This is a genomic window from Deltaproteobacteria bacterium, assembly GCA_030690165.1.
GTDB lineage: Bacteria > Desulfobacterota > GWC2-55-46 > UBA9637 > UBA9637 > JACRNJ01.
On sequence record JAUYHF010000057.1, the window covers coordinates 1 to 15,781 of the forward strand.

At 43.7% G+C, this 15,781-nt stretch carries 14 protein-coding genes, 1 tRNA gene and 1 other annotated feature; all 15 genes read right to left on the reverse strand.

Annotation, left to right across the window (positions count from 1 at the left end; genetic code table 11):
- Positions 1 to 140, reverse strand: a 140-nt coding sequence (locus Q8P28_09765) for a GTP-binding protein (protein ID MDP2683067.1), incomplete at its 3' end; no start/stop codon positions are given.
- A gap of 89 nt (positions 141 to 229) precedes the next feature.
- Entirely contained in the window at positions 230 to 2,311 is a 2,082-nt protein-coding gene (gene fusA / locus Q8P28_09770) for an elongation factor G (GenBank protein ID MDP2683068.1), read from the reverse strand.
- A gap of 41 nt (positions 2,312 to 2,352) precedes the next feature.
- Positions 2,353 to 2,826, reverse strand: coding sequence for a 30S ribosomal protein S7 (gene rpsG, locus Q8P28_09775; protein MDP2683069.1), 474 nt, complete (start codon positions 2,824 to 2,826; stop codon positions 2,353 to 2,355).
- A gap of 104 nt (positions 2,827 to 2,930) precedes the next feature.
- Positions 2,931 to 3,302, reverse strand: coding sequence for a 30S ribosomal protein S12 (gene rpsL / locus Q8P28_09780; GenBank protein MDP2683070.1), 372 nt, complete (start codon positions 3,300 to 3,302; stop codon positions 2,931 to 2,933).
- Positions 3,303 to 3,427: 125 nt separating this feature from the next.
- The gene (gene rpoC / locus Q8P28_09785) at positions 3,428 to 7,519 is read right to left on the reverse strand and encodes a DNA-directed RNA polymerase subunit beta' (GenBank protein MDP2683071.1); all 4,092 of its coding nucleotides are present in this window, start codon (positions 7,517 to 7,519) and stop codon (positions 3,428 to 3,430) included.
- Positions 7,520 to 7,612: 93 nt separating this feature from the next.
- Positions 7,613 to 11,749, reverse strand: coding sequence for a DNA-directed RNA polymerase subunit beta (gene rpoB, locus Q8P28_09790; protein MDP2683072.1), 4,137 nt, complete (start codon positions 11,747 to 11,749; stop codon positions 7,613 to 7,615).
- A gap of 93 nt (positions 11,750 to 11,842) precedes the next feature.
- A complete protein-coding gene (gene rplL / locus Q8P28_09795) occupies positions 11,843 to 12,229 on the reverse strand; it encodes a 50S ribosomal protein L7/L12 (GenBank protein MDP2683073.1) in 387 nt (128 codons plus the stop codon).
- 103 nt (positions 12,230 to 12,332) lie between these two features.
- A complete protein-coding gene (gene rplJ, locus Q8P28_09800; protein ID MDP2683074.1) occupies positions 12,333 to 12,872 on the reverse strand; it encodes a 50S ribosomal protein L10 in 540 nt (179 codons plus the stop codon).
- A 100-nt stretch (positions 12,873 to 12,972) separates the two neighbouring features.
- Positions 12,973 to 13,121, reverse strand: a sequence feature (ribosomal protein L10 leader region).
- A gap of 91 nt (positions 13,122 to 13,212) precedes the next feature.
- Positions 13,213 to 13,908: a 50S ribosomal protein L1 gene (gene rplA / locus Q8P28_09805; protein ID MDP2683075.1), complete on the reverse strand. Its 696-nt coding sequence runs from the start codon at positions 13,906 to 13,908 to the stop codon at positions 13,213 to 13,215.
- Between the two features lie 114 nt (positions 13,909 to 14,022).
- Positions 14,023 to 14,445 (reverse strand): 50S ribosomal protein L11, encoded by a 423-nt coding sequence (gene rplK / locus Q8P28_09810; protein ID MDP2683076.1) that lies wholly within the window; start codon positions 14,443 to 14,445, stop codon positions 14,023 to 14,025.
- Positions 14,446 to 14,493: 48 nt separating this feature from the next.
- Positions 14,494 to 15,024: a transcription termination/antitermination protein NusG gene (gene nusG, locus Q8P28_09815; GenBank protein ID MDP2683077.1), complete on the reverse strand. Its 531-nt coding sequence runs from the start codon at positions 15,022 to 15,024 to the stop codon at positions 14,494 to 14,496.
- 90 nt (positions 15,025 to 15,114) lie between these two features.
- Positions 15,115 to 15,306 carry a preprotein translocase subunit SecE gene (secE, locus tag Q8P28_09820; GenBank protein ID MDP2683078.1) on the reverse strand — a complete coding sequence of 64 codons (192 nt, stop codon included), beginning with the start codon at positions 15,304 to 15,306 and terminating at the stop codon, positions 15,115 to 15,117.
- A gap of 48 nt (positions 15,307 to 15,354) precedes the next feature.
- Positions 15,355 to 15,431 (reverse strand) — tRNA-Trp (locus tag Q8P28_09825).
- A 52-nt stretch (positions 15,432 to 15,483) separates the two neighbouring features.
- On the reverse strand, positions 15,484 to 15,633 hold the full coding sequence (gene rpmG / locus Q8P28_09830) for a 50S ribosomal protein L33 (protein MDP2683079.1): 150 nt from the start codon (positions 15,631 to 15,633) through the stop codon (positions 15,484 to 15,486).
- A gap of 15 nt (positions 15,634 to 15,648) precedes the next feature.
- Positions 15,649 to 15,781, reverse strand: a 133-nt coding sequence (tuf, locus tag Q8P28_09835; protein MDP2683080.1) for an elongation factor Tu, incomplete at its 5' end; no start/stop codon positions are given.

Sequence of the window (15,781 nt, forward strand, 5' to 3'; positions counted from 1 at the left end):
TATGCAAGAAATTCTGCCAGTCCTCTTGTGCTTAATACTTTTGTTATTGCCGCTGTTAGGCTGGTCTTGCCGTGGTCTACATGACCTATTGTCCCTATGTTTATGTGCGGCTTTGTCCTGTCAAATTTGGCCTTGCTCATAAAAACCTCCTAGAAAAAGTTAAACTTAAATAACCAGGTCAGCAGAATACAAGACTAAAAACTTGTGACTTGGTGATTTGTGACTGTTCTTATTTACCTTGCACCTTCGCGACTATCTCTTCTGCTATTGAGTGTGGCACCCGCTCATAATGGGAAAACTGCATGGTAAAGGTAGCCCTTCCCTGGGTCTTAGATCTTATATCAGTTGAATAACCAAACATCAGAGCCAAGGGAACCTTTGATGACACTACATTAAATCCACCCCTTGTTTCCATGCCAAGTATCTTGCCTCTCCTTGAATTCAAATCTCCGATAACATCTCCCATAAACTGCTCAGGGGTTACAACCTCCACATCCATAATGGGTTCCAGAAGTATTGGGGTTGCCCTTCTCATTCCATCCTTGAAGCCAATAGAGGCCGCTATCTTAAACGCCATTTCAGATGAGTCAACATCGTGATAAGAACCATCGAACAATGAAACCTTTATATCTACAACAGGATACCCTGCAAGCACACCTGTATCTATTGTCTCCCTTAGGCCCTTCTCAACTGCAGATATATACTCCTTCGGAACAGTGCCGCCCACAATATTATTCTCAAATTCAAAACCTTTGCCAGGCTCCTGCGGTCCAACCTCAAGCCAGACATGGCCGTATTGGCCGCGGCCGCCTGTCTGTTTTATATACTTGCCCTCAGCCTCAACCGTCTTTGTTATGGTCTCTCTATATGCAACCTGCGGCTTGCCAACATTCGCCTCAACCTTAAACTCTCTCATTAATCTATCTACAATAATCTCAAGGTGCAATTCACCCATACCCGATATAATCGTTTGAGCGGTCTCTTCATCTGTCTTCACCCTGAACGAAGGGTCTTCTATGGCAAGCTTCTGCAGCGATATGCCGAGTTTTTCCTGATCAGCCTTTGTCTTCGGCTCTATTGCTATGCTCATAACAGGCTCAGGAAATATCATTCGTTCTAACAGTATCGGTTTATCATCATCGCATAGGGTATCGCCTGTTATGGTACTCTTCAGGCCCACTGCCGCTGCTATCTCGCCTGCATAAACCTCTTTTATCTCTTCTCTTTTATTTGCATGCATTTTTAAGAGTCTTCCAACCCGCTCTTTCTGCTGCTTCGTGGCATTGTAAACATAAGAGCCCGCTGCCATATAACCTGAATAAACCCTGAAGAATGTAAGCTGACCAACAAATGGGTCTGTCATTATCTTAAATGCAATGGCTGAAAATGGCGCATTATCATCTGCCTTTCTTTCCTCTTCCTTTTCCGTGTCAGGGTTTATCCCTTTTACAGCAGCGATATCAACAGGCGATGGGAGATATTCCAAAACAGAATCCAGAAGCGGCTGAATCCCTTTATTTTTAAAAGACGAGCCGCAAAGCACAGGGGTTATAGCCATCGAGATAGCGCCCTTTCTTATTGCCTTTTTTAATTCATCCTCTGTCGGCTGTTTGCCATCCATATATTTTCCCATAACTACTTCATCAAAATCAGCGGCAGCCTCTATAAGTTTGTCTCTGTACTCATGAACTATATCTTTCATATCTGAAGGGACATCTTCATAACGAAACTTTGCACCAAGTGTAGATTCATCCCAGATTATGGCCTTTTGTGAAACAAGGTCAATCACGCCCTTAAAGCTATCTTCTACGCCCACAGGAAGCTGCAACACAACAGGTCTGGTTTGGAGCCTGTCTACCATCATCTTTATAACCCTGAAATAATCTGCCCCAACCCTGTCCATCTTATTTACAAACGCAATCCTCGGAACCTTATATTTATTCGCCTGACGCCATACTGTTTCTGATTGAGGCTCAACACCTCCCACAGAACAGAACACCGCGACAGCGCCGTCAAGAACCCTTAAAGACCTTTCAACCTCTATAGTAAAATCAACATGGCCCGGCGTATCAATTATATTAATGCGGTTATCCTTCCAAAAGCATGTTGTTGCGGCTGAAGTAATGGTAATACCCCTTTCCTGCTCCTGAGGCATCCAGTCCATAACAGCCGTGCCCTCGTGAACCTCTCCTATCTTATAAGTAACACCCGTATAGTAGAGAATTCTCTCGGTTGTAGTGGTCTTACCAGCATCTATATGGGCCATTATCCCTATATTCCTTGTATTTTCTATCGGCACTGATCTTGGCATTTTGTCGCTTCGCTCCATTGCAAATTGCAATTATTGTTAGACTACCATCTGTAATGCGCAAATGCCTTATTTGCCTCGGCCATCTTATGCACATCCTCTCTCTTCTTTACTGCCCCGCCTTTACTGTTTGCCGCATCTATTAGTTCAGAGGTAAGTTTTTCAACCATTGTTTTCTCTGCGCCGCGCGCCTTTGCGTATGTTGCAATCCACCTTAACGCAAGCGATATCTTGCGCTGTGGTCTGACCTCCTGTGGAACCTGATAGGTTGCGCCTCCAACCCTGCGGGACTTCACCTCAAGCATAGGCCTCACATTATCAAGCGCCTTTTTAAATATCTTGAGCGGGTCTTCCTTTGTCTTTTCTTTCATCCTGTCAAATACTCTATAAACAATCCCTTCTGCAACACTTTTTTTACCATCGCTCATTATAGTGTTCACAAACTTTGTGATAAGTTTATCATTATATTTTGGATCCGGCAGAACATCCCTTTTTGAAACAATTCCTTTCCTAGACATCAAACCTCCCTTATCGCTTCGCTCAATTGCAAATTGAAGAGTGAAGATTGAAAATTGCAAATTAAAGATTTGATTTTACATTTTGCAATTTGCATTTTGCAATTTTATTTTGGTCTCTTCGCCCCGTATTTGGAGCGGCCCTGTTTTCTGTTTTGAACACCAACCGCATCCATAGTGCCTCTGATGATGTGGTACCTGACGCCTGGCAAATCCTTTACCTTTCCGCCTCTTATAAGAACAACTGAATGCTCCTGAAGATTATGGCCAATCCCAGGAATATAAGAGGTCACCTCCATGGCATTTGTAAGCCTAACCCTTGCCACTTTTCTGAGCGCTGAGTTTGGCTTTTTAGGGGTTGTTGTATAAACCCTGATACAAACCCCCCTCTTCTGCGGACATTCTTTTAAGGCAGGCGCAGTTGTCTTCCTTTTTACAGCCCTTCTCCCTTTTTTAACCAACTGATTTATCGTGGGCATCCGTTGTCTCCCCCTACCTTGCACCGAAAGAAAATCGGCCTCGCAACCTTTTTCTGAAACAAAACTTGGTAAGACTATCAGATTTCACAATTCATTGTCAAGTATAATTTAATACAAATGCAAATTTAATCTGATGGTTCTTGTGTTAAGCCGGATTCTTCAGGTACAGCAAGCGATAGTTTCCTGTAATAAGGGAAACCAGTGCCGGCAGGAACCAGTTTACCCATAATTACATTCTCTTTGAGTCCCCTCAGATAATCTACCTTGCCTGCGATACTCGCCTCTGTTAAGACCTTTGTTGTCTCCTGGAAAGAGGCTGCAGATATAAAACTTTCTGTAGAGAGAGATGCCTTGGTAATCCCCTGCAAAAGCGGTTCGGCGATTGCAGGCCTCTTTCCTTTCGCCAGCATCTTCTCGTTTGCCTCTTCAAATATATATCTTTCAACCTGGTCTCCAACAAGAACATCTGTATCACCAGGCTCTTTTATCTTTACCCTTCTGAGCATCTGCTTTACAATTACTTCAATATGCTTATCGTTTATCTTAACGCCTTGCAGCCTATAGACCTCCTGCACCTCATCCACAAGATATTTAGCCAATTCCTTAATACCAAGCACGCTGAGAATATCATGCGGATTTGCAGACCCGTCCATAAGAGGCTCTCCTGCCTTTACCCTGTCCCCTTCCCTCACACTTATATGCTTGCCTTTAGGAATCAGATATTCTTTAGGTTCCCCAATCTCCGGAGTAACAACAACCTTTCTCTTGCCTTTAGTATCCTTGCCAAACGACACTGCGCCGTCAATTTCGCTGATAACAGCGCATTCCTTTGGCTTCCTTGCCTCAAAGAGTTCTGCAACCCGCGGCAGCCCGCCGGTAATATCCTTGGTTTTTGTAGTCTCTCTTGGAATCTTACATATAATATCCCCTGCAAAAACAGCATCTCCTTCGTTAATTGTTATTATAGCTCCGACAGGCAAGAGGTATCTGGCCTCTATAGCAGCGCCATGGATCTTTAATGTCCTTCCAGCCTGGTCCTTTATAGAAACCCTTGGCCTCAAATCGCCCTCTTTATAGCTCACTACAACTTTACTTGAAAGACCGGTAACCTCGTCCACCTGTTCCCGCATGGTCTTCCCTTCTTCAATATCTCCGAATTTAACCACGCCACTTGCCTCTGTTATAATCGGGATTGTATATGGATCCCACTCTGCCAACACTTCTCCTGTCTTAACCTTCTGGCCATCCTTGACCTTAAGTTTTGCGCCATATATTAGAGAATTTACCTCTCTATCCCTTCCATTCTCATCGTGAAGGGCTATTTCGCCATTCCTGCTCATAACCACAACTTCATTTTTTGAGTTCACAGCAGTATGCAGATTTATAAATTTAACATTGCCGTCATGTCTTGCCTCCAATTGGGTTTGTTCCGCCCTTCTGCTGGCTGTACCGCCGATATGAAATGTTCTCATTGTAAGCTGTGTTCCAGGCTCTCCTATGGACTGGGCTGCAATGACGCCAACAGCCTCGCCCAAATCAACCATTCGGCCTCTGGCAAGGTCCCTTCCGTAACACTTTTTGCATATCCCACGTTTACTCCTGCAGGTAAGGACGCTCCTTATCTTTACCTTCTCCATGCCTGCCTCTTCTATTTTAGCCACGTTGTCTTCATCAATCTCTTCATTTTCTTTAACAAGGATATTGCCTGTGAATTGGTCTATAATATCCTCCATGGCAACCCTGCCCAGAAGCCTTTCACCTATAGGTTCAATAATTTCTCCACCCTCAATAAGCGAAGATATATATATGCCGTCCAATGTTCCGCAGTCATCTTCAGAGATTATTGCATCCTGCGCAACATCCACCAATCTTCTTGTAAGGTAGCCTGAATTGGCGGTTTTTAAAGCTGTGTCTGCAAGACCCTTTCTTGCCCCGTGCGTAGAGATGAAGTACTGCAGCACTGTAAGACCTTCTCTGAAATTAGCCGTTATCGGCGTCTCTATTATTTCGCCTGACGGCTTTGCCATAAGCCCTCTCATACCTGCAAGCTGCCTTATCTGCTGTGCAGAACCCCTTGCCCCGGAATCAGCCATCATAAATATTGGATTAAAACTGGGAATGCTCTTTTCTTTACCCTTCTCATCTTTTATAGTCTCTGTGCCGAGATCTTTGAGCATCTCTGCGGCAATCTCCTCAGTTGTCTGCGCCCATATATCAATAACCTTGTTATATCTTTCACCATCAGTTATCAAACCTTCATTATACTGCTTTTGGATTTCCTGAGCCTCGCTGTATGCCTTTCCCAAAAGCTTGCCTTTTTTGGACGGTATCTTCATATCATCTATACAGATAGATATCCCGGCCTTTGTTGCATATGTAAAACCAAGGTTTTTAAGCTGATCGGCAAGAATTACCGTCTTCTTATCCCCGGCGCGGCGGTAACAGATATCAATTAGATTTGCAAGCTGCTTCTTATCCATTACCCTGTTTACGAATTCAAATGGAATCTCATCAGGCAATACCTCGTTTAAAATAATCCTTCCTACTGTAGTATCTATCAATTTCCCATCCATCTTGACCTTTATCTTTGCCTGAAGATGGACCTCTCCTGCATCATACGCAACCCTGACCTCTTCAGGCGATGAAAGGATGCTGCCGGTTCCCTTAACACCATACCTTTCCCTTGTCATATAGTAGATTCCGAGAACAATATCCTGGGTAGGCACAATTACAGGCTTGCCGTTTGCCGGGGAAAGGATATTGTTTGTTGACATCATAAGCACCCTCGCCTCAGTCTGGGACTCTACGGAAAGAGGGATATGGACAGCCATCTGATCGCCGTCAAAATCCGCATTAAACGCAGTGCAAACAAGTGGATGAAGCTGAATAGCCTTCCCTTCGATAAGAAGCGGTTCAAATGCCTGTATGCCCAAACGGTGCAATGTGGGAGCCCTGTTCAACATCACAGGATGCTCCTTTATAACCTCATCAAGCACATCCCATACCTCCGGCCTTTCCTTTTCAACCATTTTCTTTGCAGCCTTAATAGTAGTGGCATAGCCGCGCTCTTCAAGTTTTTGATATATAAACGGTTTAAATAATTCGAGCGCCATCTTTTTGGGCAGGCCGCATTGATGCAATTTTAAATCAGGACCAATTACAATGACTGAACGTCCAGAGTAGTCAACCCTCTTTCCAAGAAGGTTCTGCCTGAATCTACCGCCCTTGCCTTTTATCATATCGCTCAAGGATTTTAATGGACGTTTATTCTGCCCTGTTATTATTCTACCCCGGCGCGCATTATCAAACAGCGCATCAACAGCCTCCTGCAGCATCCTCTTCTCATTTCGTATTATAATATCGGGGGCATTAAGCTCCATAAGCCTCTTCAAGCGGTTATTCCTGTTTATCACCCTTCTGTAAAGATCGTTTAAGTCAGATGTGGCAAATCTTCCTCCATCCAGAGGCACCAGAGGTCTTAAGTCCGGCGGTAAAACAGGAATCACATCCAGTATCATCCATTCCGGCCTGGCTCCTGACGACTTAAAACCGTCTACTATCTTTAATCTCTTTACTATCTTCTTCTTTTTTACCTCAGATGTGGTTTTTTTCATCTCTGAACGAAGAAAAGATGAAAGCTTCTGCAAATCCAGTTTCTTAAGCGCCTCTTTTACTACCTCAGCGCCCATACCTGCAACAAAACCATCATGACCATACTTTTCCACGGCCTTTTCATACTTATCATCAGTTAAAAGTTCGCCATCCTTAAGGTCGGTATCCTTTGGCTCTATAACTATATAGCTTTCATAATATATAACCCTTTCAAGCTCCTTCAGGGTCATATCCAGTATGGTGGCTATCCTGCTTGGCAGGCTCCGCATAAACCATATATGAGCAACAGGGGTGGCAAGCTCTATATGGCCAAGCCTTTCCCTCCTTACCTTGGAAGGTATAACCTCCACCCCGCATTTTTCGCAGGTTACGCCCCTGTGCTTCATCCTTTTATATTTTCCGCAGTTGCATTCATAATCCTTTACGGGACCGAATATCTTTGCGCAAAAAAGGCCGTCCCTTTCCGGTTTGAATGTCCTGTAGTTTATGGTCTCAGGCTTTTTTACCTCGCCAAAAGACCACTCTCTTATCTTATCAGGAGATGCAAGAGATATCCTTATGGCAGAAAAATCAGTCGGTCTTTTCTGCTTTCCAAAAAGCGCCATTAGTCTTTCCAATGTAATCCTCCTTAACTACAATTACGAATTAACTACGATGACAGTTTCCCATTCATAATTCGTAATTCCTCATTGCCTTTACTACTTTTCTTCCAAAAGTTCCACATCCAATACCAGACTCTGCAATTCCTTTATAAGGACATTAAAAGACTCAGGCAAGGTTGGCTCTATATTATACTCTTTCTTCACAATAGCCTCATACATCCTTGTCCTGCCCGGAACGTCATCGCTCTTTACAGTTAAAAATTCCTGCAGTATATGCGCAGCGCCATAAGCCTCCAGCGCCCAGACCTCCATTTCACCGAGCCTCTGTCCGCCAAACTGGGCCTTGCCTCCCAGTGGCTGCTGCGTAACAAGGGAGTATGGACCTGTGCTCCTTGCGTGTATCTTATCCTCTACCAGATGGTGGAGCTTTAGCATATACATACAACCGACTGTAACATCCTGATCAAACGGCTCTCCGATTCTGCCGTCATAAAGAGTAATCTTGCCGTTAAGCGGCAAACCGGCCTTCTCAAGAAGGTCTTTTATGTCCTGCTCCGTAGCGCCATCAAACACCGGACTTGATATAAATATCCCTTTTTTCAATCTCCTGGCCACAGCTACAACTTCTTTATCAGAAAGATCATTTAAAAATTTGTTAAAATCAGGAGAGCCGTATATCTTTTTAAGCTTTTCCCGCAAAGCATTATGGCTAAAATCTTTCTCCATATAGCCAGCCACCTGCTCTCCGAGACCCCTGGCAGCCCAGCCAAGGTGTGTTTCTAATATCTGACCAACATTCATTCTGGAAGGAACACCAAGCGGGTTCAAGACTATATCGACCGGCGTCCCATCCGCCAAATAAGGCATATCCTCTTCAGGCAATATCCTGGAGACAACCCCTTTGTTCCCATGTCTACCGGCCATCTTATCCCCGACAGATATCTTTCTCTTCATAGCTATGTATACCTTAACCATCTTTATAACACCTGGAGGCAGTTCATCTCCTCTCTTAAGCCTGTCTATCCTCTCATCAAATACAACCTTTATAAGGTCTATCTGCTCATTAAAATTATCAATGGTATGTTTTATTTCCTCTTCTACATGTTCATCTGTCAAAGACACTTCATCCCACCTGGCCATAGGAATCTGGTCTATTATATCTTCTGTAATAACCATGCCCTTTTTTATAAGAACATTGCCCTTTTTATCAAGAAGTTTTTGAGATAAATGTTTTCCAGCAAGCAGTTTTTTTACCTTCTTATACGCATTATCCCTTACAATCTTTATCTCATCCTCTTTATCCTTTGAGAGCTTGGCTGTTTCCCTGCCTTCAATAGATTTGCTCCTCTCATCCCTCTCCGCGCCCTTTCTTGAGAACACCTTAACATCTATAACAACCCCCTCTATGCCGGGCGGGACCTTGAGAGAAGTATCTTTCACATCCTCTGCCTTTTCTCCGAATATAGCGCGAAGCAGCTTCTCTTCCGGAGAAAGCTGGGTCTCGCCTTTTGGCGTTACCTTGCCAACCAGTATATCTCCAGGCGCCACATCTGCGCCAATACGCACTATCCCGCTCTCATCCAAATCCTTAAGCGCCTCCTCGCCTACATTCGGGATGTCTCTTGTAATATCCTCCTTGCCAAGTTTTATATCCCTGGACATTATTTCAAATTCCTCTATATGCACAGATGTAAAGACATCTTCTTTATGCAGCCGCTCGCTTATCAGTATAGAATCTTCAAAATTATACCCCCCCCACGGCATGAATGCGACAAGGCAATTTCTGCCCAATGCAAGCTCTCCATGATCCGTTGAGGGCCCGTCTGCTATCACATCCCCTTTGCTTATCTTGTCACCAGTCCGCACTATCGGTTTCTGATTCATGCATGTATTCTGATTAGACCTCTTAAACTTTGTGAGGTTGTAAATATCAACGCCATCGCTGCACCTTATTACTATTCTGGAGGCATCAACACCTTCCACAACACCATCTTTCCTGGCAATTACAGTAACGCCCGAATCCTTTGCAACCACTTCTTCAATACCTGTCCCAATAAGCGGCGCATCGGTCTGAACCAGCGGAACAGCCTGGCGCTGCATGTTCGAACCCATAAGTGCCCTGTTGGCGTCATCATTTTCAAGAAACGGGACAAGGGCTGCTGCGATACTCACCAACTGGTTCGGGGAGACATCCATCAGTGTAATATCATCGGGCCTTGCCATGACAAATTCTCCACTCTTTCTCGCGGAAACCATATCAGTTGTAAATCTGCCGTCCTTATCAATGGACGCGTTGGCCTGGGCTATTACATGGCTCTCTTCATCCAATGCAGAAAGGAATCTTATCTTGCTGGTTACCCTGCCATTCGCAGCTTCTCTGTACGGAGTTTCTATAAAACCGAATTCATTTACCCTTGCATAGGTGCTAAGCGACACTATAAGTCCTATATTCGGTCCTTCCGGTGTTTCTATAGGACATATCCTGCCATAGTGGGTGGCATGAACATCCCTGACCTCAAATCCCGCCCTTTCCCTTGTAAGTCCACCCGGCCCAAGGGCAGAGAGCCTCCTCTTGTGCGTTATCTCGGACAGCGGATTGGTTTGGTCCATAAATTGCGACAGCTGGCTGGAACCAAAAAACTCTCTCACTACTGCTGCGACAGGTTTTGGGTTTATAAAATCATGCGGCATAAGGGTCTCTAACTCGCCAAGGCTCATCCTCTCCTTTACCGCCCTTTCCATCCTTAATAACCCTATCCTGTATTGGTTCTCTAAAAGCTCGCCAACTGACCGTATCCTCCTGTTGCTAAGATGGTCTATATCATCTACAAACCCATGCCCGTTCTTAAGGCCCACAAGATAACGAACCACACCAAGGATATCCTCCTTGCGTAGTGTAGTAGTCTCCAAAACAACATCAAATCCGAACTTTCTATTGAGTTTTAATCTGCCGACCTTTGACAGGTCATATCTATCTGCAGAAAAGAACAGATTATGGAATTGCTGCCGCGCCACAGCCACAGTAGGCGGGTCGCCCGGCTTCAGTCTTTTGTATATTTCAACCATAGCATTTATAGTCATGCTGCTGATGGGATCATCAGGGTTTTCCTTGCGGTAGGATTGAATAATCTTTGTTTCTTCATTGGTAATTCTGTCATTTATAAGGATATCTCTGAAGAAAGGACCAATCCCTTCTGTAAAGAGAAGCTGGAACTTTTTTATCCCTCTTTTCTCTATCTCATCCAGTTTTTCTTTTGTAATGATCTGGTTACACTCCAAAAACACTTCTCCCGTTTTATGATCAACAATGTCTCTTGCAACAACTTTGCCTAAAATGCCTTCTACCTCAACCGGTATATATTTAACACCAGCAGCAACAAGTTTTTTTATAATTGCCCTGTTAAACTTTCTTTCCTTTTTTATAATTAACTCATGCGTCTTAGTATCTTTTATATCCTGACTTGCCTTCTGGCCTATGAGTTGGTCCGGATCCACCTTCTTCAATATCTCCCTTCCTTCCAGAACAATCTCTTCGGCAGGGTAGAAATAATTAAGAAGCTCTTCTATAGAATAACCCAATGCCTTAAGAAGGATAGTGGCAAGCATCTTCCTTCTTTTATCTATTCGCACATAAAGCCAATCCTTCTGATCAAATTCAAAGTCGAGCCACGAACCGCGATATGGTATTACCCTTGCAGTATACTGGAGTTTTCCGCTCGCATAACCCTTTCCCTTTTCATATTCAAAATACACCCCGGGGGATCTATGAAGCTGGCTCACAATAACCCTTTCTGTTCCATTGATAATAAATGTCCCGTTATCGGTCATAAGCGGAACTTCCCCAAAATATATCTCCTGCTCCTTTACATCTCTTATGGTCTGCGCCCCTGTTGTCTGGTCTTTATCCCATACAACAAGCCTTACAGTTATCCTAATAGGAGAGGCATAGGTCATGCCCCTCTGCTGACATTCTTCAACAGTGTATTTCGGTTCCTCCAATATATAATTCACAAAATCCATAGATGCTGTGCCGCTGTAATCCTTTATAGGGAAAATACTTTTGAATACACCCTGAAGACCAATATCAGCCCGCGCATCAGGTTTCACGCCTGATTGGAGAAATTGCTGATACGATCTTTTCTGCACATCTATCAGATTTGGTATATCTACTATCTTGCCTATGCGGGAATAATCTTTTCTAAGGATTGCCCCGTTTAATAAAATATTGCCCATTTTTATCCCCCTCATAAAAACAGGTAAAGGTATAGGTAAAGCGAAATCTTTATTATGCTATACCTATACCTATACCTTTGCCTATACCTGTATTTATTTTATCTCTACCTGAGCGCCTACAGCTTCCAGTTGTTTCTTGAAATTCTCAACATCCGCTTTAGAAACACCTTCCTTCACTGTCTTTGGAGCGCCTTCCACAAGGTCCTTTGCCTCTTTTAACCCAAGGCCTGTAATTGCCCTGACTTCCTTAATGACTTTAATCTTGTCTGCGCCGACACTCTTAAGGATAATAGTAAACTCCGTCTGTTCCTCTGCAGGGGCGGCCGCTGCCGCTGCACCTGCCGCAGACGCTGCTGCAGCCACAGGGGCTGCCGCTGTCACGCCAAACTTGTTTTCCAACTCCTTTACAAGTTCTGCCACTTCCAATACAGTTGACCCCTCAATAAATTTTATTACATCCTCTTTTGAAATCTGTGCCATTTTAAAAACCTCCATTTTTTAGTTTATGAGTTACGAAGTAACGTCGGGGTTTATCCACGACGAATTTTGCCGCGCCCAGGGGGCACCCGGGGCACCGCTGCTACTATCCTCTATCCGCTATCTCTGCCTGCTGTTTCTTCGCCTGTATTGCAGCCAATGTATAAACAAATTTCCTTGGAACACCGCTCAAAACCCCTACCAGACCCCTTGGCGCTGCGCTAAGCACGCCAGCAAGTTTCCCCAACAATACCTCCCTTGGCGGAAGCTCTGAAAGGGCCGTTATCTCCTTCAGATTCATTATCTTCCCATCCAGCAGGCCGGCCTTCAGTTTGAATTTAGGCTCATCCTTGGCAAATTGAGCGAGTATCTTGGCTGTTGCCACAGGATCTGCATAGCTCATGGCAACAGCGGTAGTGCCTTCAAAGTAGTCTTTTAGAGACTGTGCCCCGGCATCTTTTAAGGCTATTCTGGCAAGGGTATTTTTAACAACCTTGAATTCAACAGACACAGCCCTTAAAGATTTTCTCAAGGCAGTCATCTGTTCCACCTTCAGCCCCTTATAATCAGCTACAAAGGCAGCCTTAACTTTCTTAAGCTTTTCCTGAAGCTCATTTACAAGCTGCTTTTTTTCTTCCCTAATCAATTCTTTCTCCCCCCTTTCTGTCTTGCACGTTAAACGTGCCTTTAGATTTTTTAGAAAAAGACAGAAGGGGCTATCGCTCATTGCAAAATGCAAATTGAAAATTTCAAATTGCAAAATTTAAGAACCTTCTCTTAAATTTGCACTTTTCATTTTACAATTTTCATTTTGCAATCGCCGTAAGGCGTTGGCCTCGGTAGGATTATTAAGCCGAAAAGCCCCTACTGTCTTTGACCTATATGAAAACTATTGAAGATTGAAAATTGCAAAATGAAAATTTCTAAAAAGAATTTAAAAGATTTTTACAATTTGCAATCTGCAATTTACAATTTGCACTAAATTTTCATTTAAAGAGTTCTCTTACCCCTGCTGCATCTATCCGAATGCCGGGGCCCATAGTTGCTGATATAGTTATATTCCGTAAATATATTCCCTTGCTGGCAGACGGTTTTGCCTTTATAATACTCTCCAACAGGACAGATAGATTTTCTTTGAGCTTTTGCGCGCCAAAAGAGACCTTTCCTGCCTGGACATGTATATTTCCTCCCTTATCCACCTTAAATTCCACCTTACCTGCCTTTGCATCCTTCACTGCCCTAGCAACATCAAATGTAACTGTGCCAAGTTTTGGATTTGGCATAAGTCCCTTTGGCCCTAAAATCTTACCAAGCTTTCCTACCGCACCCATCATATCAGGGGTAGCTATAATCGTGTCAAAATCAAGCCAGCCTTTAGACACCTTTTCTATAAGGTCTTCTCCGCCAATAAAGTCCGCCCCTGCGTCCTTTGCCTCTTTTTCCTTTTCACCCTTGGCAAAAACCAGAACCTTGATCTTTTTGCCTGTGCCATTAGGAAGAACCACAGCCCCTCTAACCATCTGATCAGACTGTTTGGTATCCACCCCGAGCCTCACAGCCAGATCAACTGTCTCGTCAAATTTTGAGGTAGCTGTTTCCGGAACAAGCTTTACTGCGTCTTCAAGGCTGTATGCCTTTGATATATCTACCTTCGCAATTGCCGCATTATACTTTTTCCCCATATCTATCCCTCCTTGTCGCTTTGCTCCATTGTAAAATGCAAATTGTAAATTGTTTTTCTTTCTTTTTAAAATTTCCAATTTTCAATCTTCAATTTACAATTGCCGCAAGGCTTATCACTCCACAACTATGCCCATACTTCTTGCGGTGCCTGCAATAGTTTTTACAGCAGCCTCAAGATTAGCAGCCGTCAGGTCCGGCATCTTTAATTTTGCTATCTCTGTAACCTGTTGCTTTGTAACCTTACCAACCTTATCTTTATTCGGGGTGCCGGAACCTTTTTCTATGCCTGCTGCCTTCATAAGAAGCGTAGAGGCAGGCGGCGTTTTGGTTATGAATGAAAAGGACCTGTCTACATATACTGTTATAACTACAGGTATAATCATCCCTTCCTGCTTTTGGGTTCTGGCATTGAATGTCTTGCAGAACTCCATTATATTCACACCATGCTGACCCAATGCCGGACCAACCGGCGGCGATGGATTTGCCTTTCCTGCCGGAATCTGAAGCTTAATCTGTGTTACGACTTTTTTTGCCATTTTAAACTCCTACCTTAAATTTGCAATTTGAAATTTGAAATTTTGTCCTTATGCCTTTTCCACCTGAACAAAATCAAGCTCGACAGGCGTTGCCCTGCCAAATATACTTACAAGAACCTTTAGCTTGCCCTTTTCCGGTTTTACCTCATCCACTATACCTGTGAAATTTGTAAACGGGCCGTCAACAACCCTCACATTCTCACCTCTGTCAAAGAGAACCTTTGGTTTTGGCCTTACTGCCCCCTCCTCCATCTGATGCGTTATCTTTTTAACCTCTTCTTCAGAGATTGCCGGAGGGGTTGTTGTTCCGCCCACAAAACCGGTTACTTTAGGGGTATTCTTCACAAGATGCCATGTCTCGTCGTTAAGTTCCATGTTCACCAAAATATAGCCTGGGAAAAATTTTCTGGAGGTGGTCTTCTTCTCTCCTTTTACCAGCCCTATAACCTTTTCTGAAGGAACCAATACCTCAGAAAAATACTCCTCCATCTTGTTGCTTTTTACCCTTTCCTGAAGAGTAGCCTTTACCTTATTTTCATAACCTGAATAAGTATGTACCGCATACCATTTTTTTGTCATATATAACCTAACCCCGCTAGAAAACCTGACAGAACGACTCCAAACATCATTTGCATTAACCCCATTGGGAAAATATCTTTTCTAACGAGGCTAACCCAATACCAGCCTTACTAACCTTGCCAGAGCCGCATCCACAAGCCCCAGTAAAATAGAGATAACAAGAACCAATATTATAACCACCCATGTGGAAGCGGCAACATGTTTTCTTACAGGCCATGTTACCCTTTTTAATTCCTGATTAGCCTCTGATAAAAATTGCTTTGCCTTTTCAATAAATTCCATATTTCTTCCTCTTGTAAAGACTAAAGACAGTGACCACTATGTTTTTACTGGCAGGCCAGGAGGGATTCGAACCCCCAACACTCGGTTTTGGAGACCGACGCTCTAGCCGTTAGAGCTACTGGCCTGTAAAGACAGGTATCGGGATCAGGGATCAGAAAAATCAAACCCCTAACCCCTTCATTTCACCTCTTTATGCGCTGTATGCTTTCTGCAATGCCTGCAATACTTCTTAAGTTCAAGCCTGTCAGGTGTAGTTTTCTTATTTTTTGTAGTTGTATAGTTTCTATTTTTACAGTCACCGCACGCTAATGTTATAATATCTCTCATGTTTTCTCCCCAAATTTATGCAATTATCTTAGTTACCACCCCTGCGCCGACTGTCCTTCCGCCTTCTCTTATCGCAAATCTTAAACCCTCGTCCATTGCTATGGGCATTATAAGCTCTACATCAAGGTTGGTATTGTCTCCGGGCATT